19 protein-coding genes are annotated in these 23888 nt (G+C 44.0%); 5 read left to right on the top strand and 14 right to left on the bottom strand.

What is annotated here, in order from left to right; genetic code table 11:
• Positions 1–10 precede the first annotated feature (10 nt).
• Entirely contained in the window at positions 11–1981 is a 1971-nt protein-coding gene (locus NYE45_RS14255; protein ID WP_340017146.1) for an AraC family transcriptional regulator, read from the bottom strand.
• A gap of 181 nt (positions 1982–2162) precedes the next feature.
• A complete protein-coding gene (locus NYE45_RS14250) occupies positions 2163–2357 on the bottom strand; it encodes a hypothetical protein (RefSeq protein WP_017688524.1) in 195 nt (64 codons plus the stop codon).
• Positions 2358–2517: 160 nt separating this feature from the next.
• Here NYE45_RS14250 and NYE45_RS14245 point away from each other — a divergent pair, with 160 nt between their 5' ends.
• Positions 2518–3189, top strand: a complete 672-nt coding sequence (locus tag NYE45_RS14245) for a cyclase family protein (protein ID WP_340017145.1) — start codon at positions 2518–2520, stop codon at positions 3187–3189.
• Between the two features lie 72 nt (positions 3190–3261).
• Here NYE45_RS14245 and NYE45_RS14240 read toward each other — a convergent pair whose 3' ends face one another.
• Positions 3262–4134, bottom strand: a complete 873-nt coding sequence (locus tag NYE45_RS14240) for a YitT family protein (RefSeq protein WP_036670902.1) — start codon at positions 4132–4134, stop codon at positions 3262–3264.
• A 90-nt stretch (positions 4135–4224) separates the two neighbouring features.
• Positions 4225–4581, bottom strand: a complete 357-nt coding sequence (locus NYE45_RS14235; RefSeq protein ID WP_340017144.1) for a MerR family transcriptional regulator — start codon at positions 4579–4581, stop codon at positions 4225–4227.
• A 111-nt stretch (positions 4582–4692) separates the two neighbouring features.
• On the opposite strand from NYE45_RS14235, the gene NYE45_RS14230 reads away from it, so the two are divergent.
• Positions 4693–5466: an SDR family NAD(P)-dependent oxidoreductase gene (locus NYE45_RS14230; protein WP_340017143.1), complete on the top strand. Its 774-nt coding sequence runs from the start codon at positions 4693–4695 to the stop codon at positions 5464–5466.
• A 182-nt stretch (positions 5467–5648) separates the two neighbouring features.
• On the opposite strand, the gene nspC is transcribed toward NYE45_RS14230, so the two are convergent.
• The 5 genes from nspC to NYE45_RS14205 all read right to left on the bottom strand — a co-directional run bounded on the left by nspC (position 5649) and on the right by NYE45_RS14205 (position 11328).
• Positions 5649–6776 (bottom strand): carboxynorspermidine decarboxylase, encoded by a 1128-nt coding sequence (gene nspC, locus NYE45_RS14225; protein ID WP_062834375.1) that lies wholly within the window; start codon positions 6774–6776, stop codon positions 5649–5651.
• A gap of 1 nt (position 6777) precedes the next feature.
• A complete protein-coding gene (locus NYE45_RS14220; protein WP_017688530.1) occupies positions 6778–8016 on the bottom strand; it encodes a saccharopine dehydrogenase family protein in 1239 nt (412 codons plus the stop codon).
• Between the two features lie 544 nt (positions 8017–8560).
• Positions 8561–8782, bottom strand: a complete 222-nt coding sequence (locus NYE45_RS14215; protein ID WP_340017141.1) for a hypothetical protein — start codon at positions 8780–8782, stop codon at positions 8561–8563.
• Positions 8783–8957: 175 nt separating this feature from the next.
• Positions 8958–10217: a cytochrome P450 gene (locus NYE45_RS14210; RefSeq protein ID WP_340017140.1), complete on the bottom strand. Its 1260-nt coding sequence runs from the start codon at positions 10215–10217 to the stop codon at positions 8958–8960.
• A 217-nt stretch (positions 10218–10434) separates the two neighbouring features.
• The gene (locus NYE45_RS14205; RefSeq protein ID WP_340017139.1) at positions 10435–11328 is read right to left on the bottom strand and encodes a TetR/AcrR family transcriptional regulator; all 894 of its coding nucleotides are present in this window, start codon (positions 11326–11328) and stop codon (positions 10435–10437) included.
• Between the two features lie 236 nt (positions 11329–11564).
• Here NYE45_RS14205 and NYE45_RS14200 point away from each other — a divergent pair, with 236 nt between their 5' ends.
• Together NYE45_RS14200 and NYE45_RS14195 are read left to right on the top strand one after the other, a co-directional pair.
• Positions 11565–12212, top strand: coding sequence for a TetR/AcrR family transcriptional regulator (locus tag NYE45_RS14200; RefSeq protein ID WP_340017138.1), 648 nt, complete (start codon positions 11565–11567; stop codon positions 12210–12212).
• A gap of 20 nt (positions 12213–12232) precedes the next feature.
• Positions 12233–14557 (top strand): MMPL family transporter, encoded by a 2325-nt coding sequence (locus tag NYE45_RS14195; RefSeq protein ID WP_340017137.1) that lies wholly within the window; start codon positions 12233–12235, stop codon positions 14555–14557.
• A gap of 98 nt (positions 14558–14655) precedes the next feature.
• Here the strand turns inward: NYE45_RS14195 and NYE45_RS14190 are convergent, their stop codons facing one another.
• Together NYE45_RS14190 and NYE45_RS14185 are read right to left on the bottom strand one after the other, a co-directional pair.
• Complete coding sequence (locus tag NYE45_RS14190; protein WP_340017136.1) at positions 14656–15411, bottom strand: gamma-glutamyl-gamma-aminobutyrate hydrolase family protein; 756 nt, start codon at positions 15409–15411, stop codon at positions 14656–14658.
• A 212-nt stretch (positions 15412–15623) separates the two neighbouring features.
• Positions 15624–16823: an MFS transporter gene (locus NYE45_RS14185; RefSeq protein ID WP_340017135.1), complete on the bottom strand. Its 1200-nt coding sequence runs from the start codon at positions 16821–16823 to the stop codon at positions 15624–15626.
• Positions 16824–17067: 244 nt separating this feature from the next.
• Here NYE45_RS14185 and NYE45_RS14180 point away from each other — a divergent pair, with 244 nt between their 5' ends.
• The gene (locus NYE45_RS14180; protein ID WP_340017134.1) at positions 17068–17934 is read left to right on the top strand and encodes an AraC family transcriptional regulator; all 867 of its coding nucleotides are present in this window, start codon (positions 17068–17070) and stop codon (positions 17932–17934) included.
• Between the two features lie 92 nt (positions 17935–18026).
• Here NYE45_RS14180 and NYE45_RS14175 read toward each other — a convergent pair whose 3' ends face one another.
• The 3 genes from NYE45_RS14175 to NYE45_RS14165 all read right to left on the bottom strand — a co-directional run bounded on the left by NYE45_RS14175 (position 18027) and on the right by NYE45_RS14165 (position 23722).
• Positions 18027–20012, bottom strand: coding sequence for a methyl-accepting chemotaxis protein (locus NYE45_RS14175; RefSeq protein ID WP_340017133.1), 1986 nt, complete (start codon positions 20010–20012; stop codon positions 18027–18029).
• A 241-nt stretch (positions 20013–20253) separates the two neighbouring features.
• Positions 20254–21780 carry a response regulator gene (locus NYE45_RS14170; protein ID WP_340017132.1) on the bottom strand — a complete coding sequence of 509 codons (1527 nt, stop codon included), beginning with the start codon at positions 21778–21780 and terminating at the stop codon, positions 20254–20256.
• A 178-nt stretch (positions 21781–21958) separates the two neighbouring features.
• Positions 21959–23722 carry a histidine kinase gene (locus NYE45_RS14165; protein WP_340017131.1) on the bottom strand — a complete coding sequence of 588 codons (1764 nt, stop codon included), beginning with the start codon at positions 23720–23722 and terminating at the stop codon, positions 21959–21961.
• Positions 23723–23888: the final 166 nt, after the last annotated feature.

The raw sequence follows: 23888 nt of genomic DNA, 5'->3' as shown, positions 1-23888 counted from the left end.
TCTTGTTTTCTTATTGGGTAAGGAAACTCACCGCTTCTTCTATAATCTTGCTCTGTCCAATGGGTCCTCCTGGACCTTGGAACCACAAGCCGTAGTCAACGATGTAGACATTGTTGTTTTTAACAGCATTCAGGCTCTTCCACACTGCTGTTTTTTGCAATTCTGTCGTTTCATTCTCGTCTGATGACAACAGGAAAATATGATCCGGATTAATCGATGGTAACGACTCCATGGAGATTACTTTCATTGAATCTGTCGGGTCAGGTATGGATACAGGAGGTGTCAGGCCTAGATCGTCGTACAGAACCTCATAGTTTCTTTTACTGTAATAACGCACTTCTTTATCAGACAAACGCAGGAACATCACCGTCTCGTCTCCAATGGCATGCTTAATTTTCTCGCGGGCTTCGGCAGCCTTCTTCTCATATGCTTCTATAACCTGTTTTGCCTGTTCCGTCTTCCCTAACATATCTCCCATATGTAGCAAGCTCGTTTTCATACGAATAATACCTTGCTCATCCTGCAGCTTCTCTGCCAGTAAGGTAGGCGCAATTTTGCTGAGGCTGTCATAGGCATCACTCATGAAATCCTGACCGATAATCAGGTCTGGCTCTGCCGCCAATATGCTTTCGTAGTTGGGATCAACCTGCCAGCCCAGATTTTCTTTTCCTTGTAGTTGATCGGACAGGTAGGTAGGAAACTGATCACTCCCCTCCTCATTACTGGATGCTGCCTGCGGTACAATACCGAGTGCTAACAAATAGTCAGTTGCAGCCGGGAACAACGAAATAATATGCTGAGGATCACCTTTGATGACAGTTTCTCCCCAAGGATGTTTAACAGCACGCTCCTGTACTGCTGACTCGGTGGATTGCGCGAATTCGGTGGTTGGAGCATTGTTACCGCTTGTTCCATTACTGCTTGTTGCTGAACTGCCCTGAGAAGGGGAACAGGCTGATATTAATAATGTAAGGCTGAGCATCAAAAGCAATGCAACGGGTTTTCTCGATCTCATAGATGTAAGTGATTCTCCTTTTGAGTTGTATTGATAATAATTATCATCATCAATAGGATCATAACCGCGATGCATGGGACTGACAATGGACAATTCTGATTCTTGGATAGCATTATTCTGATCGGTTGGCAGGGCGATACATTTTTGTTTGAACCGACCTGGTGAAAGGCCAACATACTTTTTAAATAAACGATTAAAATAGATCACATCCGGAATGCCGATTGCCTCGGCAATCTTCTGAAGAGATGCATCTGTGTGCAACAGTAGCTCCTTGGCTTTGTACATCCGTATCCGAGTTAAATAGGTAATCAGACTGCTGCCTGTCTCTTTCTTGAACGTTCTCGACAGATGCCCTGTACTGCAATCCAGAAGTTCTGCGAGCGGATCGACCATAACGGGCAACATGTAGTTCTCTTGAAGATAACGAACGGCTTGAGCTACCAGATCGGGCTTGGCAGTCTCAATTCCTTGTGCACTTAATTGCCTCATTAATTCATTAATAAATTGATAAAATAACGTCTTTACCTGAAATTTCGAGAACGCATCCGTCCGTTCCCAATGTTGCTCTATTCTTTGGACTTTATCATATAAATCAATGGGATAGCTTGGGGCGAAAGCATATTGCACATGAAACGGGACATGTTGCCTGAGCAGAGCTTGATTCTCACGAGTATTGGATAACGACAAATTAGCCCGATAAAACATCAAATAAAATTCGAATGAATCCTCGTTCAGGGAGATATTCATCCATACCCCCTTGCCTCCATGTAAGACTTGCATCTGATCGATCGCGTACATCGTGTCATCCAGCGTAATCGTTGCATTGCCGCGAACTGTATATATAAAACCGCTAATTGGAAATCGATAGGCATGGATGGGTTCGCCAGCGCGCACGACGACGTGACGCACATCCCATATTTTAATTGAGGCCAGATTCCATAACTTCACATGCTCTTCTACGTGCATCTCTTCCTTCACCTTCCACAACCCATTAAGTTAGCAAAACATCAGCAAAATCAGCGGATATTTTCACTTTTCTCCATTCTATCGATAATCATTCTCAACTACAACATATATCTTCCTATTCGATAAAATGTTACGCACGAACAAGCCGATCCAATAAAGGATCAGCTTATGTTGTAACGTTTTAGACTTCGCCGCGTCTGTTCTCAACCGATTTCATACGGTTTTGATCATCTGGTACCCGGTCAACACTGAACTCTTGACCAGCTTCAACCTCACCATGACCTGAAATATTTCGGGAAAAATTAGTGAACTGTCTCTTTTGCTCATCCAACTCATGTTTTTGCTTCAAAAGCTCTTGCGGGTCTTGTTTTGTCACCATGCTAACCTCCCATACATACTTGAAGTCATGCAATTTAATTCGCACTACAGAAGTTTTCCATAATAGAGCTGTGCTTATGCATGAAGTACCGATTCCTTTCATAATATGAGTCCATACATTCACCAAAGCCTGTGTGACATAAAGGAGAGAACAACAGATGAAGCGGATCCTCTTGTCCTATCCTCTTAGTGTAAATACTCCCGTTTATAAAGATAACCCTCCTGTTGAGATTCAGCAGCAGTCTAGCATAGATCAAGGAGATCTGTATAACCAATTTATCATCACATCTCTCAACCATAATGGAACTCATATTGACGGGCCTTGGCATTTCAATCCGCAAGGTCTAAAGATAAGCGAAATTCCAATAGACTATTTTATCTTTACTCATCCAACAATCCTCTATATTCCCAAAGGTGACGATGAACTTATTACAAAAGCTGACCTGGAGCCGTATGAACACCAGATCGCTGGCTCTGATCTACTGCTCATACGTACAGGTTTTGGCAAGTTTCGGTCATCTGACCCTGTTCGTTATAGTGATCATAACCCAGGGTTTGCAGCGGATGCTGCAAGCTACCTGATGGTTTTTGATTCATTGCGAGCAGTTGGGATGAATATGATCTCTTCAGGCTCTGTGATTCATGTGGATGAAGCTATCGCTTTTCATCAGATTATGCTTGGGAAAGGTCGGGTTGATGGCAAGTTCATTCTACTTATAGAGGATATGAATTTAAACCATGATTTATCTGGAATTGAAAAGGTATATGCTGTTCCATTATATATTGAAGGCGTTGACAGTAGCTTCAGTACAGTTTTTACGGAAGCTTGATTTTTTTATATACATAAGGTAAACAAAAACGCGCTGGCAAGAGTATTACTCCTGTCAGCGCGTTTTTGTATGTTAGTGAATATCTTTCTTTTTGAAATTGCCGCCTCTTACTTCAGCTACATCGTATACGACTACAAAAGCAGTTGGGTCAATTTCGTGAATGATATCTTTAATTTTACTCTCTTCCATCCGGTTAATGACACAAGTGATTTCCTTGAACTGCTCATTAGAGTAGCCACCGTATGCCTCGGTATACGTTGCTCCACGACCTAGTCGGTCCCGAATGGTTTCAACCATAATTTCAGGTTGATTCGTAATAATTTTAAACGTTTTGGAGCCGCTCAAGCCCTCTTCAACAATATGTATTACTTTAGAAGCAATAAAATACGCAAGTCCGGACAAGATCGCTCCCTGCAAACCGAATACGGTTGAAACGACTATAAAGACAAACATGTTGAGGAACAGAATGAGATCACTGGTTCCAAAAGGTACTTTTCGCGAAAGGAGTACAGCCAGCATGTCTATGCCATCCAATGCCCCGCCGTTACGGAGTGCAAGTCCCATACCAAAACCGATGATAATCCCGCCGACAACCGTAACGAGCAAGGTATCACCTTCAATGATGGTTGGTACATGGTGCATCAGACTGGTGCTGATTGCCAGTGAAGCAATACCGATGATGGAATATAACGCGAAGCTTTTACCGATTTGCTTATACCCGAGCCACACAAATGGAATGTTAATAATCCCGATGAGCATCCCCAGTGGTAATCCGAACAACTGTGATCCTACGATACTTAGACCTGTGACACCACCATCTGAGACATTATTCGGGATCAATATGGCTTCCAGGCCATATGCCGTTATAAATCCCCCAATGATAATCAATAATACTTTGGAGAGGATCTTTAACTTGTTTGACTTTTGTTTTCTGTTTTGATGCATTCCATTTCCCCCTTGATGAACAACCGATAAAAAACAGTCTATAATAAAAATCACTGTTTTGGCAATAGATCGTCATTTGTGTGTGTTACTTCATTGTTCGATGAGCGTTCGATACGACGAAATTTTATGCTCAAGCATCTCATCAGCTGTGTTAAGGATGTGCATCTGTTTTTGGATTGACTCTTTATGCTCCTCCAGCAGCTTCAAACGATCTGCCGCCGTATGCTCCCCTTCCTGAAACAAGGATGCATACTTCTTAATAATCGCAATGGGCATTTGAGTCTCTTTTAATTTGATCACAAATTGAAGCCATTTCAGGTGTGACTCGTCGTATCGCCTGTCTCCACTGGCATCTCGGAGAGGAATCACAATCTGTTCCTTCTCATAATAACGCAACGTATGCGCACTAATATGAAGCAATTCTGCCACTTCACCAATGGTATGCATGGTTGACCTCCCCTCCATTTTCCTGCTTGACTTAGAGTAAGCTCTAATCAGTATAATCAACTCGTGGTCACATCACAATAAAAAATGAAATCAGATTCAGGAGGAATTCCCATGAAATACACAGTGATTACCGGTGCCAGTTCAGGCATTGGATATGAAGCGGCTTTAGCTTTTGCAGCTCGTGGCAAAAATATGATCCTGGCAGCTCGCAGAACCGATGAATTGGACAAATTGAAAGCAAAAGTAGCTGAAATCAATCCTGATCTGGATGTTGTCATTCGTACAGTGGATCTGTCCGTTGCCACTAATGTGCATGATTTCTATGAAGGTCTTCAGGCTTATTCCATTGAGACATGGATTAACAACGCAGGATTCGGGAATTTCGCTTCCGTTGGCGAACAACATCTGCCCAAGATTGAACAGATGCTACATCTTAATATAGAAGCTCTTACGATTCTTTCTTCCCTATATGTACGCGATTATGCAGATGTCGATGGCACACAGATCATTAACATCTCCTCTGGTGGAGGATATACGATTGTAGCCGATGCAGTAACCTACTGCGCAACCAAGTTCTATGTAAGTGCCTTTACCGAAGGACTTGCGCAAGAGTTAAAAGGTAAGAACGCAGCAATGCAAGCCAAAGTGCTCGCTCCGGCTGCAACCGAGACAGAATTTGCGAAACATTCCTTTAATGTAGATGAGTTTGAATATGAAGGCAGAGTTCCGAAGTTCCATACGGCGGAACAAATGGCTGGATTTTTACTTGAATTGTATGACAGTGAGAGCGTGGTCGGCATTGTGGATGGGCTAACATATGACTTTGAACTAAGAGAACCAATTTTTCCGTACGCTGCACGAGCAGCCTCGAAACCACAAAATTAATCCGAAACTGAAGTTGAAACCGAATCCCCGGAACCGGTTAGACATCATCTAACCTGGCTAATAAACATCTTCTAATCTAATCGTTAAACATCAGTTAACGTTAAAAAGGGAACCTGTCTCCAGGTTCCCTTCTTTGTATTTATTTTCAATTCTATATTAATGCTTACTATATAATGAAGTAATTATGCCAGCCTCATTTTGAAATCCTGATATCCGAATTCGCGGACAACTTCGCAATCGCCGTCTTTTCTTTTGACTGCAATCGCTGGAAGCGGCATGCCGTTGAACGTGTTGGTTTTCACCATGGAGTAAATCGCCATGTCCTCGAATACCAGACGGTCGCCTTCTTGCAAAGGCTGATCGAATGAATAATCCCCAATCACGTCACCGGATAGACAGGTTTGTCCACCAAGGCGATACAGATGAGCCTTCTCGCCCACTTCTCCCGAACCGATCAGCGGCGGGCGATATGGCATTTCCAGCACATCCGGCATATGGCATGTAGCTGAAGTATCCAGAATGGCGATGTCCATGCCATTTTTATGGAAGTCCAGTACAGAAGTCACCAGATAACCCGCGTTCAGCGCAACCGCTTCTCCCGGCTCCAGATATACTTCCAGACCATAATCGTTCTGCATACGCTTGATGCAAGCTTCCAACCTTGGAATATCATAATCTTCACGTGTGATGTGGTGTCCACCGCCGAAGTTGATCCATTCCATTTGTGGCAACCATTGTCCGAATTTTTCGACCACTGCATTCAGCGTAGTCTCCAGATCGTCGGAGTTTTGCTGACACAGCGTGTGGAAGTGCAGTCCGGAGACGCCTTCCAACAGGTCTGCATCGAAATCCTCCAGTTTCGCGCCAAAACGCGAACCCGGAGAACACGGATCGTAGATCTCGTGCCCTTCCTGGGTAGAGCATTCAGGGTTGACGCGCAAGCCTACCTTACGGCCAGCTTGAAGCGCCTTATCCTTGAATTTTGCAAGCTGTGAAAATGAGTTGAAAATAATGTGGTCGCAGATGGAGAGAATCTCGTCGATCTCTTCTGCGCGGTATGCTGGAGCAAAGACATGATTCTCTTTGCCCATTTCCTCATGGCCCAGACGCGCTTCATATAAACCGCTCGCCGTTGCACCGCTCAGGTATTCTCCAATCAGCGGATACATCGCAGTCATGGAGAATGCTTTTTGAGCCAGCACGATTTTGGCACCTGTACGTTGCATAACACCGTTCAGGATTTTCAGGTTTTTCTCGATAAGCGCCTCGTCAACAACAAAACATGGTGTCGGTAATTGCTCAAACCGCATTTTAACGAACAAGCTCCGATTCTTTAACTTCTTCTGGCAACTCATCAACGAGTACCGGGTTGAAGTCTTCTACCCATGGGAGGCCCCATTTGTTCAACTCTTCCATGAATGGATCTGGGTTGAACTCTTCTACATTGTATACGCCTGGTTTGTTCCATTTGCCTGTCATGACCATTGCTGCACCGATCATAGCTGGAACGCCTGTTGTGTACGAGATCGCTTGGGAACCCACTTCTTTGTAGCACTCTTGGTGATCACAGATATTGTAAACATAATATGTTTTGTCTTGACCATCTTTTTTGCCTTTGAAAATACAACCGATGTTCGTTTTACCCACAGTACGTGGTCCAAGGGATGCTGGATCCGGCAGCACTGCTTTCAGGAATTGAAGTGGGATAATTTGTTTGCCTTCATATTCGATAGGCTCGATTGAAGTCATGCCTACATTTTCAAGAGCTTTCAAGTGAGTCAGGTAGCTTTGACCAAATGTCATGAAGAAACGGATACGTTTCAGACCTGGCATGTTTTTTGCCAAAGATTCCAGTTCCTCATGGTACAACAGGTACATGTCTTTCTCGCCAACTTCTTTGAAGTCGTAGACACGTTTGATCTCCATCGGTTTTGTTTCGATCCATTCACCATTCTCCCAGTATCTTCCGTTCGCAGATACTTCGCGAATGTTGATCTCAGGGTTGAAGTTGGTTGCGAACGGATAGCCGTGGTCGCCGCCATTGCAGTCCAAAATGTCGATGTACTCAATTTCGTCAAAGTAGTGCTTGAGGGCATAAGCGGAGAATACGCCAGTCACGCCTGGGTCAAATCCACTTCCGAGCAATGCAGTGATTCCTGCTTGTTCAAAACGCTCTTTGTAATCCCATTGCCAGCTGTATTCGAACTTCGCTGTATCATGTGGCTCATAGTTCGCTGTGTCCATGTAATTCGTTTTAGTTGCAAGACAAGCATCCATGATTGTCAGATCTTGATACGGCAAAGCAAGGTTCATAACGATATCCGGTTTAACTTCGTTGATCAGAGCGATCAATTCGTCAACATTATCAGCATCTACTTGTGCTGTCGTAATTTTTGTTTTTCCGCCGTCCAGCTTGGCTTTGAGTTCATCACATTTGGATTTTGTACGACTCGCGATGCAGATTTCCTCAAAAACTTCGCTGTTTTGAACGCATTTGTGTACTGCCACGGAAGCAACGCCGCCGGCGCCGATGATTAGTGCTTTTCCCATTTTACATTCTCCTATCCCAATATGTATTTTTTTTAATTGGTTTAATACGCTGACAACAACAAGACAACAAAAAAAGCAAGGTGAAAAATGCCCGCAATCGCGCATCATCACACTTGCTTATCGATATACATCATAAAAAAGACGTGAAGTCTCCATGACCAAAAAAGTTCACAAGAACTCCTTTGGCGGAAAGCTCCTTCATGTATATCAATATTGGATCAGAGTCTATATAGCAAATAATTCGCCTTTACCACTCTTATTGACCGTTTCACAAGTTGATGTGCAATTGCACTGGTTGTAAAGTAACCAACTTATAAAATTTGAGCTTTGAACTCAATCAATAAAGCAACGTAAGTTGCCAATCGGCGTTTGACCCGGCTGTCCGTATGGCCTTAACTTCCTGGTGAAGTGGTCAAAATTATCTGCTGGAAAGCTCTAATTCATATTGATAAATCAACTTCCCAAAATCACAGGTCTTACACTATCAGACGTTGAAAAAAAAATCAAGCAATAATTAAAAATTAATTTTTTGTCCAGCTGAGGACTAGACATGAAATTGATATCCTTCGAAGACTTTCAAGCCTTCTGTGTTAAGTAATTCCCCTGTTACTTCAGGCTTTTGAGGACTTTTGTCGAATACTTCTTCACACGCGATCATGATGTTGCCACCAGCAATTTCAGCTAATTGATCATGGGCCGAATGGTTCGTTTCCTTCTTTGCAAGCTTGCAGAGCAATTTCAATGGCTTTATGCATGAAAAATTCATCTTTATTCATAAGGTTTACCTCCACAACAAAAATTATGTACTCGACTTTATCTTTTACATTAAGCATGTTCACTCCATTGAAATGCTTCTTGTTCATACCATTCTATCATCATTACAAATAAAGAGTATGACGAAAATTCGTCATACTCCAGCGAGTCACACTAAGTTCATTCTATTAAAATTTTACTGGCAATGCTGCCAAGCCCTGTGATGACAAAGCGGAGTGCCAATGAATCTCCTCCTGAGGAACGCTGAGTTGAAGATCCGGTAGCCGACGCAAAAGCGTAGTAAACGCCACGTCCCCTTCCACACGAGCAAGTGGAGCACCGAGACACATATGGATGCCGTGTCCAAAGGCCAAATGCCGTTTTATTTTGCGTTCAATATGCAATTCTTCCGGATCAGTGAATTGCTGTTCGTCCCGATTCGCTGATTTTAGAAGAGGAATCACGACATCTCCCTTTTGAATCGATTGTCCATCCAGCTGCGTGTCCTGCGTTGCATAACGAGGACCAGAAGAAGTGGCAGGTCCGTTATATCGCAGCAACTCCTCCACCGCAGAAGGAACCAGATTCAGATCTTGTTTCAGTTGTTCCAGTTGTTCGGGATGGGTCAGAAGAAGATAAGAGCCGGTTGCAATCAGATTGGAAGTTGTCTCATGTCCCGCAAATATCAATAACGTGATCATGGATATTAATTCATCTTCATTCAGTCGATCTCCCTCCTCCTCAATCGCAATTAATTGACTGATGAGGTCATCTGAAGGTTCTAGTCGTTTATTCGCCACAAGCTGTGAGGTGTACTCTGCGAATGATCGTAAGTGCTGCGCTACAGCTGGGTCCTGTTTACCAAAACCAAGACCTTTCGCAATAGCTTCAGACCATACATGGATTTGAGGTCGGTCTTCCAATGGTATACCTAGCATCTCAGAAATAACGTTAATTGGGAAAGGATAGGCATAATCTTTTACAAGATCCATCTCTCCCTTTCCTTCAAATTGGTCAATTAATTCATCGGCAATTTCCTGGACGCGTGGACGTAGGCTTTCCATGTACCTAGGCGTGAATGCTTTGGAAACCAGGCTACGCAGTCTTCGATGATCCGGTTCATCGACAAAGAGCATCGACTTTCCGGTAAAAAAGGTCTGGGGTTCGGATGAGCCAAGCTCGCCTGAGAGATTCTTTCGAATATCATTGCCACTATCAATAGAGTTCATATCTACCGTAAATCGAGAATGATCTTTCAACACTTCCATGGCAACGTCCATCCGAGTTACAATCCAGGTTTGCCCTGCCCCACCCATCGGATTAGGGATAGGGACAACGGATCCTTTGGAACGCATCTGTGCAAATATAGCAAATGGATCTTTACTATTTTCTTCGCTAAATAAATTAAATTCTGCTTTTTCTGATGTCTGGTTATTCGAATGATTCATAATAATCTTCCTTTCGAAGTGAAGTTATTTCAAATCTATGGAAATATATGTTCATTTCGATTATATACCACTCGTATATTTAATTTCAAATTTCATAGATAAAACTACATAAAACAACTGTTATAACAACATTTTATTAATATACGATTAGTATAATCATAATATTTATAAGCCTAAAGCATAAAAAAAGAGGTCGGCTTTTTGGCCAACCCCCATATTAATGACGTTGTTTCACCAGTTCCAAAAACCACCAGCAAGCTTCGGTGAGTCTATTGGCTTCTGCGTGAAAAGTACTGGATTTGTACTCTTTGTGAAATGCTTGAAGTACAACTTCAATTACAGGGATATTTAAATCCTCTTTATCCTGTAATAAGGCCAAAAGCCCTTTAGAAAGTTGCTTCAATGGTGCAGATTCCTTGGATTTTTGAACACGCTTGTTGAACTCTTCCAATTCCTCCAGCAGAGTATTGATATCCATCCCCATGTCACGGTTACGCTCGTCAGCATTCAGGAAATAGAGAGACTGAAAGTCGAAAATATGTTCATTTCTCTGGTGCATTGTTCTTAGTATCACTTCAATGTACGTTAATACTTTGGGAACCACTTCGCTCCATACCGGTTTTGGCGTATTTAGACTTCTCGATGTGTTGGCAATCTGATGTAATATGCCATAGCACAATATTGCACCTTCGTTGGCATACAAGCTGATGTCCTTCCCGTACACCTCAATCAAGCGGGTAGACAGCCAATTTAGCTGAACTGTAGCTAGTTTCGCTGAGTTGATCTCCCCGGAATAAAAACCAGTCCAATATAATTCCCATACTCGCTCTTTATTAGGTACGGACATAGGAATGGCAATCTGATCTACGAGCAAGTCATAATCCGATGTATAGTGATTTTGCTCAAGCTCTTTACGAATGAAAACATCCTCTTGCATACGCTGATCAATAATCGAATATAAACAGTCTTCTTTCGAACTGAAGAATTTGTAGAATGTGCCTTTGGATACACCCGATTGATCCAAGATCATCTGAATTGTTGTATTTGCATAGCTATGCTCTAAAAATAGTGCAAGTGCTGTTTCCAATAAACTTTGTTTACGACTACTCATGTCCCGTCATCGCCCCAGGTTTTTCTCTGATTTTAACATTCATTCCTTTGGAGTTGAAGCTTTGATTCGAAGTATGCCCGTTACACCAAAATAATTGCACAATGAGTAAATTTGCACATTGGGCAAATTTTTGTTATGATAAACCTCACAACATGCATGCTCAGTATGTATGCACTTTATTAACATAATTACACCATAGCTATTGGTGCTGGAGGTGAACGCATAAGCGGAGAATAATGATCAAACGAAACTTGCGACATTTGAAAAAAGAAGCAACCGAAAGAGCGCTTGCTGTTGCTGCATTTGAACTTACCCTTGAACATGGCCTTGATGGCTTTACGGTGGAAGATATCGTGCATCAGGTGGGTTGTTCACGTAGAACATTTGCAAACTACTTCACATGTAAAGAAGAAGCCGTAGCAAGAGGCGCAACATCCGTTCAGAATACAACGGAACTCGAAGCTTTACTTACCGAAATGCCCGAAAATGTCTCCTTGCTTGACGTACTGTATGACCTGATCAAGATGCAGCTTACAACAGAACTAATAGGACGACTTCATCAGCTACTATCGCTATCCCAGACCTATCCCGTGCTTGAACCGCATTACCTTGGAGCCATGCACCGAATGCAGACGCAGGCACAAGAAACCTTATTAGACTTATCTAACGGAAAGCACGACGAGATTTATACTTATCTTCTAATTAATGCAATGTACGGCACCATACTGCCATTAATTGATGGAAGACTCAATGTGTTGCTGCCCGGACAAACCATTACTGAAGATACCAAGCCCGGTGCTGTAACGTTCGATCAATTTTTAGAAACCATGTTTGGTCACTTGCGAACAGGATTCGAACAAGCTAACCATCCACATTCATCTTAGAGGGAGTGTAAAATAGAGAAATGTCTACATTATTATACCGAGTGGGGAAAACCGCTTTTAGCAAACCTGCCTACTTCATTATTGGCTGGGTTTTAATTCTGGGAATTGTCATCTCCATGATCAGCATCAATGGTATTCACATCAGTTCTGAAATGAAGATTGAAGGTACAGAGTCGCAGAAGGTTCTGGATCAATTGGCAAAAGAACTGCCAGCCGCCTCTGGCGGTCAAGGAAGCGTTGTGTTCAAAGCACCGGACAACGAGCGTTTGGATACGCCTGAACGTTTGGCAGCCATGATGAAAGGTGTTAATGAAGTTTACGGATTAGACAAAGTCATTAACCCTGCGGACTACGCAGCTGAAGCGGGCAATTCGGGTGCTACGGCTGAGATGGCTCAGAATGCTCAGGCTACTGATACGGCGCAATCCGCAACAACCACACCTCCTCCCTATGGACCTTTGATGGTGGATGGTGTTCCTGTACCTGGCATGCTGATCTCTTCGGACGGCAGCATCGCACTGTTCCAGTTCCAATTTACAATCGAACAGTCTGCCATCACGCAAGATGTATTTGATTCCGTGATTCAGTCGGTTATGACGGTAGAGCAAGGAACCAATATTACGGTGCTACCGGGCGAAACGCTCAAAGCGGTATCGATTGGTGTCGGCTCGGCTGAGATTGTTGGACTAGTCATTGCTGTGATTGTATTGCTGATCACCCTTGGCTCCGTCGTTGCAGCAGGTCTGCCTCTGATCACAGCACTCCTCGGTGTTGCCATTGGAGTTGGTGGTGCGTTCTCAATCTCCAAATTCATTGAAATGCCTAGTGTCACTTCCGTTCTGGCTCTTATGGTTGGATTGGCTGTCGGAATCGACTATGCGCTCTTCATTGTCAATCGCCAGCGTCGAATGATTATTGATCAAGGCTTAAGTGCAAAAGAAGCAACGGCACGAGCCATTGGCACATCGGGCAGCGCAGTATTTTTTGCCGGATTAACGGTTATTATTGCACTGTGCGGTATGCTTGTCATCGGTCTCACCTTCTTGTCTACGATGGCTTTGGTCGCAGCTGCTACCGTGCTCATCAACGTATTCGTTGCTTTAACCCTGTTGCCGGCTTTGCTGGGATTGGTAGGAGAACGCATCTGTTCCGCCAAAGCTCGTGAGAAAAGCGCGAAACATCCTAAAGCCACTAGCCACGGAGTCGCGGATAGATGGGTGAAATTCGTTATCAAGAATCGTTGGGCTACCATTATCGCCATCATCGTCATTCTTGGTTTTGCGGCGACACCGATCGCGAAAATGGAAATGGGTATCCCTGGCGCTTCCTCAGCGAATCTCGATACAGACGCAAGACAGAGTTATGATGCCATCTCGGAAGGCTTCGGAGAAGGATTCAATGGACCACTTATTCTGGTGGCAGAGCCTAATCAATCTTCCGCAAAAGTCACGCCGGAACTCTTGGGCGGTCTCGTAATGGAGCTTCAAGGTCAAAACAACGTTGCACAGGTTACACCGCTTGGGATGACAGAAGATTTGGCGATCTTTAGTCTTATTCCAAAAACAGGCCCTAACGATGCGCTCACTAAAACACTGGTCAATGATCTGCGCTCGGCTGATTCCGGCATCGCACAGAACTATGATGTGAAGCTCGGAGTTACTGGACTTACAGCTGTTAACATCGATATGTCAGCCAAACTGGCGCAGGTGTTCCCTATTTATGTAGGTATCATAATCCTCCTATCACTGATCATCCTGTTACTCGTATTCCGTTCGATCATCGTTCCCATCAAGGCAACGATTGGCTTCCTGCTTAGTATCCTGGCTACATTCGGAATCACGACTGCTGTATTCCAATGGGGCTGGTTGCATTCGCTCTTTGGTTTCGATACCGGTGGCCCACTGCTGAGCTTTATGCCGATTATCGTGACAGGTATCCTGTATGGCCTCGCGATGGACTATCAGGTCTTCCTGGTTAGCTCCATGCGGGAATCCTATGTTCATGGGCAACGCGGAACCGAATCCGTCGTTCATGGGTACAATCAGGTAAGTCGCGTGGTTGTTGCCGCAGCTGTGATCATGGTCTCTGTATTCGCTGGATTCATCTTCACCGAGGATGTCATGATCAAGCAGATTGGTTTCACCTTGGCGGTAGGCATTCTGATTGATGCTTTCATCATCCGTATGGGCTTGGTCCCTGCTATCATGGCTATTTTTGGAGACAAAGCTTGGGCACTTCCGAAATGGCTGGATCGCATCCTGCCAAACCTGGATGTTGAAGGTGAGAAGCTGATTGCTTCCCTTCATGCTGAAGAGCATGCCAACACCAAGTCTGGAATAAAATAATCAGCCAATACAATGCTGATATCGCGACTACGATCACCAATACAAAGACCTCCTCTGTTTCTTATAAACAGGAGGTCTTTTTTTCTGTTCCAATTTTTTTATGCGGTTATGTCTTCAATATGGATATTATATCGCGGGGATTTAGCAGCATTAACAAACGCCGCAAATAACTTCTGACTATAGTCATCTACTTTGTAGCTGTACTCTGGATGCCACTGCACAGCCAAAACAAACGAGCGGTCCGCCATGACCACCGACTCAACGAGTCCATCTTCAGCAACTGCCACGGCAGTTAGCTTATCCGATAACATCTTGATTCCCTGATGGTGATAGCTGTTCACTTTTATCGTATCGGTTTGCAAGATATCATGAAGCAAATTATTTTGCTCTATATGTACATCATGTACAAGATTCGTGTACGGCGGACTTTGCTTGTGCGTAACGATCTTGTTCACTTGAAGTTGAAGGCTGGTTGGAATGTCTTGATACAACGTCCCACCCATAATAACGTTAAATAGCTGCAGTCCACGGCAGATGCCAAAGGCAGGCTTATCAAGCTCAATCACTTTTTGTAACAGGTTCGACTCCATGATATCGCGTTCATTACATAACTCACCACAGGTAACCTCTGCATGCTCATGATAGAGCTCAGGATTGAGATCATGTCCCCCTGTGAACAGGAACCCATCGAACTCATCAGCCAGAGTTGCTATGATCTCGGTATCCGTTGTCAAAGGCAGCATCATTGGAATCCCACCAGCTTCCTCTATGGCGTTCATATAGTTCGGAAGCATCCAGTAACTTTTTTTGTCGGTATCGTACAAAGGTAGCACACCGATCATCGGCTTTTTCATGGGTTTCCCTCCTATCGTTCCATTCATTTTATCAGATCTCTTCATATACAAATTCACTGAATTATTGTATTTTCCTACCTCTATCATCTGCAAACCCGTTTCATCACGAGTGCTGGAAAAATAAAAACAAACAAAGCCGCTGTAACAGCGACTTTGTTTGTCGTTCAAATCACGGATATGGATTCATCCGTTTAGTTTAAACATCATCTCATCTAAGCTGCTTTTGCAGTTGTTGCTTCGTCTGAACTCACTTGGATGGAACGCTGGCATATTTGGGTAATAACAAAAGCAAGCAACGCAAGCAACACAGCCACTGGAGGTACCCACTTCACACCACCCATATTGACGGCAATTCCGCCGACACCGGAGCCTAGCGCTATCCCTACGTTGGCTGCCACAGGCAGGAGTGTAGATGCGAATGCTTTGGACCCCGGCGCGATGGTTCCAGACACATCAAACAAATATAACTGGGATGCCGCGCTCATCGAGGATGACAAACATCCAATCAGGAACAGAAATGCCAAGCCCATCCACACATTAGAAACGGTAAAACTCATGCCCAGGAACAGGATGGCTTGGATGACGAAAAGACGCTTGAGCTTGGGCAGGAAGTCTCCCTTGGCTATTTTGGCACCAATCCAGTTACTCAGGATGCTACAGGCGCCATAGATCAGGAGTATGGCACTAATCCATTGTACAGGCACACCCATTGTCTCACTAAGGAGTGGCGTAATGTACGTAAAAACGACGAAAATACAGCTATTGCCCAGTACCGGGATCAGACAGGCCAGTAATATCCGAGGCTTTAAAAAGAGAGACATCTGATCACTGAACGAACCGGCAATCGTTGGCGTTCGGCGTGGCAGAATGCGAAACATGAATACCAACGGCACAACACCAATGCATGCCGTAACGACGAATGTCATGGACCAGCTCAGATGTTGTCCGATAAATGTACCGAGCGGAACACCTAGCACATTCGCAATAGAAAATCCGCCCAAAATCCAGGCGATGGCTTCCCCTCTTCGCTCCCGGTTCACTGCGTCGCTTACGATCGAGATCGAAAGCGATATCGTAAGTCCACAAGCAACGGCTGACACGATGCGAATGGCCATTAGAGAATAGAACGTTGTTGAGAACACGGTCAACAGATTTAATGCTAATACGATCCCAAACCCAATCAATATGGAACTTCTTCTGGATATTTTAGCCAAGAAGGCCACGGCAAATGGTGTACCCACTGCGTATGCAATTGCAAAACCGGAGACAAGCATGCCCGCGGCAGCAAGTGATACCTTCATGTAACTTTCAATTTCCTTCAACACACCCACGATAACATACTCGGTTGTTCCCAGTACAAAGCTGACCAGCGTAAGCGTTAAAATAAGTAGGTTCTCTCTATTTCTAGTCATAAATCAATACTCACTAATCCTTTCTATTGTTGCAAACGCTTTAATTCTGTCCACAATCATTAATTCATGTATTTTCTGCTTTCCCATCCCTTCACTTTCGATATATAGTACATTTTGGATAGTGAAATTGTACTGTCAGATTGCCATGACGACAATCAAGGTTGTTGTGGTTTTATCTCAAAACATTATATATGTTGTCATTTCAGCACAGACTTTCATTACAGAATTTGAAGGGAAGACATAGATGAACAAACACCACGAATCCGGACAACTGCATGTAAATGGAGATTGCACCATTATTTATGTAGGAAAACTGGCCGACAATCCGCATTGGAGCTTTCCGACTCATAAGCATGACGATCTGCACGAGATTATCTACGTAACTGAAGGCAAAGGATTGTTCACCATCGACGGTACCAAGCACTGGGCTCAAAAAGGCGACATGCTCATCTATAACAAGGGTACTCTTCACGAGGAGAAGTCCAATCCTGAATTCCCGTTATCCACCTTTTATTGTGGGTTTCGTTTTACAGAAGGTACCCACGAGGATTGGGTCATTCCTCCCTCTAACGAGCCGATCATTCGAGCCAACCGATATTCCGATGAGCTTCATTCGTTAATGCAGACTCTTTTCAATGAATTTTCAATCCGGGAACATGGATACGAGTCTATCTCTGGGCATGTGTTGAAAGCTATACTTATGATTATCGATCGGCAGTCACGTCAGCAGCTTCCTGATGGAGAGAGTGTTCGGAGCAACACCCTAGTTGAGAGCATTAAGGACTATTTGGATACCAACTATCGGCAAAACATTAAACTGAAGGAATTGGCAGATCAATTTCATATCGATTTTTATTACTTAATTCATATGTATAAAAATCACTATGGCACCTCGCCTTATCATTACCTGATTCAACGAAGAATGGGTGAAGCCACCCGATTATTAGTCTCAACCAACAAAAAAATATGGGAAATTGCCAAACTGGTCGGTTACGATAACCCCAATTACTTTACGATTCTATTTACCAAAACGGTTGGTGAATCCCCGAGAAGTTTTCGAAAAAAGAATCAAAAGGATATGTTCGGGGATGAGGCATCACATTCATACTAATCTTACTAATCTCACTAAGCGCAAAAAGGCGCTCCCAACTTGGGGAGCGCCTTGGCTATTCACTTTTCCGTACACACTTACATACATCTACTCTAAAGCTTAAACCGACGAACCAATTCTTGCATGTTCTCAGCTGTTTTGGATAACTGTGCAGATGATGCCGATATCTCCTCCATTGCCGCCATTTGCTCTTGGGCAGCTGCTGAAGTCGTCTGAGCACTGTCAGCCGACACTTTAGAGATATGACTCATCGCAGCAACGGTAGCCGAGACTTCTTCCGTACTGGCTGACAACTGTTCTGAGACAGCGGATATATCCTGAATTTGATCCACGATATGCGTTGTATATTGTTCAATGTTGGATATGGTTGCAGAAGCTTCTTGGCTGATTCGCATTCCCTCACCAACTTGACTACGAACTTTATCATTCATAAGGGACGTGGATTTCGCAATCAGATCGAGCATGTTCCCAATGGTAGCGCCAATCTCATCCGCACTTTGTTTGGATTGCATGGATAACGTACGCACCTCACCTGCAACGACAGCAAAACCTTTTCCGTGTTCTCCTGCTCTTGATGCTTCAATAGAAGCATTCAGTGACAGAAGATTGGTTTGCCGAGAAATATCCGCAATCGCTTCATTCATTCGATTGGCTTCAGCGGACAGACTGGACAGCTCGTTAATCAATGCCGAGGTTTCTTCAACAGCTACGAGAATATGTTCCATTTGTGCTCCGACCTGGTTTATCGTTTTTCCACCGTTAGTGACAGCGCGCTCCGTCTCTTCAGCCGAATCCACAATCGCACTCGCAGATTCTGCGATTGTACTGATACCTCTGGCCATCTCTTCGACTGCATTCGCTGTCTGTTCCGAATTTTCCGCCCCAACAATAGCTGATTCGGCAGTCTGTTGCATGGTTTCAGCCACATGTTGAACCGATTGGGTCGTTTGTTCAGTACTCTCCTGAATCATTTGGGAAGAGTGGCTTAACAACGATGATGTCTGATGAAGTTCAGCAACTACCGATTGAAGAGAACTGGTCATTTGATCAAAATCATTTGCCAATATACCAAATTCGTTTTCAGTTTTAAGATTCACTCGTTCGGACAGATTCCCTTCGCTTACACTGCGAGTTGCCTTTCGCAGTTTTTGCATAGGTACGATAAAAGATCGCAGAATGAAGACAATAATTACAACGGCAATCAATACAGAGATAGCAATGACGGTTAGACTCGATACCATGATAGGTTTCGCTGCTGCGATAAAGTCTTCATGGCCCATCAGAGCAATGACATTCCAACCTGTTAAGGCATTAACACCGTTATACACTTCAAGATCATACGCCAGATCCGTTCTGACAAATTGGGAAAATGCCATCGGTTCATCTGAACTTGAAGCCGTATTGGGATGGACTGGAATTCCCTCAATGAGTGCTCCGCCGAGCTCTCCTCCCCCACCTTTTACAATGGCACCGGACCAAGCCGCGATCGTCCGATTGGAGTCCACCACAATCAGACTCCCATTACCTCCTACATCCACATTCAATATTTCATTTGCTAATCGCTCCAGATCAAGTTTAATACTTGCCACACCATGGTCATCTGACAGAGCTTTTGAGATCTCTACATAAATCTTCCCGGATCCGGAATCCTTCATAATCTTTGAAAAATAGAGTGATCCATTGTTACTTTCGCCATTGGCATACCATTCTGTGCTGCGTGAATCATATGTTGCATCCTCTATTGCTGGAGATGATATAACCTCACCTTGGTCGTTGCCCACGGTTATGGCCAAAATATCAGGATATGTATCAGCTAATTGGTCGATTCCTACTTGTACCGCTTCGTTGTTCGCCTGACTGAGGGTGGAGCCATACATGCTATCGATATAATTCAATAATGCTGCTTTTTCCCCCACCAGATTGTTAATGTGCTGCCCTGTCATGGTTAAAATGGTATTGATGGGATCTGTCATTTTTTGTTGTACCTGATCTTTGGCACTATTATACGAAAAGTATCCGATAAGTGCAGTCGGGATAATAAGTACCGCAAGGAAGGCTGCAATGAGTCTGGTGCTCATCAAACGAAAAACGGTTCCTCCTTTCTTCAAAAATGAATTTTGTTTCTTTGCCTTTTTCAAATGAATCGCCCTCTCTTTATTCATTTTGGTAGAATCAATCAGCAAGTAAACGCAAAAAAACCCATATATACACACACTCAAAGAAACGTTGAGCATGTATATACATAGGTATTGCCTGAATGAATTCAGTAACAAGCCGTATTTGTTTTGTATTATACCACAGATAAAAAGGGTTTGTTAGCTATGATTGGGTCTTACTGCCAGACATCTGTTGTTTATATTCCGTAGGACTTAACCCCGTATATTCCTTGAACACCTTCGAGAAATAGTGCTGATCACTAAACGACAGCAGATCGGATACTTCCTTAAACTTCATGTCCGGTTGGCATTCCATCAGTCTGCAAGCTTCCTGAATGCGAAGCTGGGTGTAATACTGAACAAACGTAATTTGCGTTGCATTTTTGATCACTCTGCTGACATATGACGGGCTGACGTGAAATTTCATGGCAATGTCGTTGATCGACAATGGAGAGTATTTATTCAGTTTTACGTGATCGTCAATCTGCTCGAACAAGATCGCCTTGCTTTTTCGAACGTGGGATTGCAGCATATCGAAGCACTGTCCCGTCCATTCCGTCAGTTCCCAGCAAAAATCAGCGTAGGAATGTGCCTGAGTGAATTGTCTTGCCCGCAGCTCCAGACCCAATCGAATCCCCGACCCCTGTTCCTCGTACAGATGAGCGAACGTGTCTACAATTAACCCGATAAACCGCTCCACCTCGGTGATATGTACATTTTCCTCTGCCCATCGATTCAGCAATTCGGATAGCTTGAGCGTAAATCGTTCTTTCTGACGAGCCTGTATCATCTGTACAAAAGCAGATTCCAGCACCGAATCCAGACAGCCTGTCTCGGATCGGGCCATCGACACCGGATTCCCGGTATCCAGCGCTAATCCTTGTTTCAACCGTTGCTGTCCAGACACAATGGAGGACATGCGGTGATAGAGTTCTGGCAGATTACCAGACTCAGCGTACAACAATTGTCCTCCGATTATCCCATCATAGTCATGTGCAAGCAGATGCCGACGCAATGATTCTAGACATTCATGTACGGAAGAGTACAAGTCGAGTGCACTCTTGTTGACGAAAGCAACAAATTGATACGGAGTTTGACTGGTGTATACTCGACATGCATGGGATGTAAAAAAATCCTGCATTACACTCTCAAGCTCAACCTGCACCCATCGTTCATGTCCTGCGGTGAAGGGCTGTTTGTTCATAATGAACATCATCTGGCTGAATAAAGGCGGAAACGCCTCCCCTTGTTTCAGCGCAGTTTCACATTGGGGATGAATGATTTCCTGTAAATCCAGCAGGTCCTTGGACATCTGTTGATCGAGTTGGTCAATTACCCTACCCATAACCTCTTCCAGCGCCTCTCGCTCCACAGGTTTTAGCAAATAATCAAATACTTTCAGGTTCAATGCTTTTCTTGTGTATTCAAAATCGCTATAACCACTAATCAGAATAACCTTCAGCTCTGAGTTGGCAAGCTTGGCTTGCTCAATCAGGGATAAGCCATCCATTTTCGGCATCCGGATATCAGTTAACAGCAGGTCAATCGGTTCCTGCTTTAACGCTGTCAAGGCTTCTTCTCCATTCGTTGCCGTAGCAGCTATACGAATCGGGAAGCTCAGCGTCTCCAAGAGCATTTTAATATTACGTAATATCGGTTTGCTATCCTCAACGATCATAACGTTATACATCATCTGTACCTCCTAGTTAGGTCGTGTCTCAAAACTCGCTGAAGTGCATCTTTTACCGCCTTTTCGCCCCCTCCTGCGTCACTTTCCCTTGACGTTCCCCGGCACGCCTGCGGAAAACTTCCTTGCTTGGAACGAAAATTCGGCAAAATCTGCTTCCTTCGGAGTTTTCAGACACGCCCTAGTAAAAATCCTTCGTCAATGAGCCGATGATCTGAATCGTTGCTCCATGTTCTTCTTCCGTATGATTGTTAAATATATTAATAAAGAGCCGGTTGTTATACATTAGTTTGAGTCGATTGACACTGTTGATAATCCCCATATTACCAAGGGCTGTGGCACGATCGGCAGTCTGGTTCATTCCGGTTCCCGATGTCTGAATATTGGCTAAAATCTCGTGAATCTTATCCGGCGGAAAGCCTTCTCCGTTATCCTTGATCTCCAAAGCCCATAATCCGTTATATTGCTTCACGGTAATCTGGATACGCCAAGGCGGTGCGGTGTTGGCAAAGGCATGTTCGATGCAGTTTTCCACAAATGGCTGAATGACCAAACGAGGTAACCGGATTTCGTTCGCTAACTCGTCCGCACGGATGTCCCACTCCAGATCCTCTTCGTACTTTTGTTGTACAAGGGACAAATAATGTCTCGTATGTTGAAGCTCCTCAGCCAAGGTCACATGTGCGTATGGTGAAGAGACAATATAACGTAGACTGTCCGAGAGATGCTTGCACATATCCGATACAACTTTGGTCTTCCCCTCTTGCGCAGCAATACTGATCAGATATAGAACGTTATGAATAAAATGAGGCGCAATCTGGGCTTGCAGCGCCGAATTACGAGCCTTTACTTCTTCATGAAGTGCCGATTTTTCACGGTCAATGGATTGCTGCAGTCTTTCCATCAGGTCCTGAAAAGCTTCATTTAGCAATAACAGATCATTATTCTTCGGCGTTTCATCCACTTTCAGATTCATATTGCTATAGTTCATACGCCAGATCTGACTGCGAAGCTTGCGGATAGGCAACAGCAGGTTACGCGTCGACAAGAATATATACACAAATGAAACCAGCATCAGTGCCGTAATCAGCAGAATGGACATCGTCTGAACTGAATGGATCGAGCCCAGTACGGATTTTTTGGGTGTTATGATATACGTGATCCAACCTGTACTGGGTGATTTGGAATGCGTGATATAATTGTCATCTTTGTCGACATCCAGTCCCTCATCTGATGCAGGCTTCGTCCAATTGGCAAATGTCACACCCGCTTCCGAGCCTGTCATCTGCTCCCCTTGTTCATTCAGAATATAAACATCTCCTGCTGTTATGCCTTCCGTTAGGTTCTGTATATAGGCTTGTTCCATCTGAATGCTTAGATATCCATACACCTTGCCGTTCTGATCATTAATCGTGCGAACAAAGGAAATGGTATCGGCTTGGCGCAACAGAACAAAACCACTTTCTGTCCAATCTCGTCCGATCTGGCTACTCTTCATCATGGTGTTCAAGATCGCTGGAGGATTGCCCGAACCCAGATAGGACGTTAGAAGAACGCCTTGCTTGTCATAGATGGACATGTCCATGATATTCATACTCGGCCCGATGGCCTGAAACATGATGTCTTTGATGATCCGAATCTGCTTCAGCCTTTCATAATTACTATGAGCTGAGGAGCTCTTGTCCATGGCTGCAAAAATATCCTTACTGGACAATATTCGCTGCGACATCTGGTTCTGCTGTTCTACGTAAAGGTCAACCTGCTCTCTTACCTTCGTAGCGGTCACAAGGGTATCTTGTTCCGTTTTCAGTTTGAGCGGGCGGACAACAATCACATTTACATACACGATAAAACAGCCCAGCACGAACAAAAGCAGAGCCAGAAACGTCAAAAACACCTTTGTCTGCAAACTGAATTGAGTTGCTTTATGTATGAGCTTTGCCATTCTCAGAGGTGCCCTCCTGTTCCGACATGATGTGAAATCCCTTACATTCATGTCTACTCTATCACGGTACTCCATGAAATGATAGCGATTTCAAGTTCAGAATTTTACACATCAACGTTCAAGCACAGACATGTACCGGGGAGAGAAAAGAATCTATAATCGGACT

The organism is Paenibacillus sp. FSL K6-1318 (assembly GCF_037976905.1).
Lineage (GTDB): Bacteria > Bacillota > Bacilli > Paenibacillales > Paenibacillaceae > Paenibacillus > Paenibacillus amylolyticus_A.
This window is presented reverse-complemented; position numbering and strand designations above follow the sequence as displayed.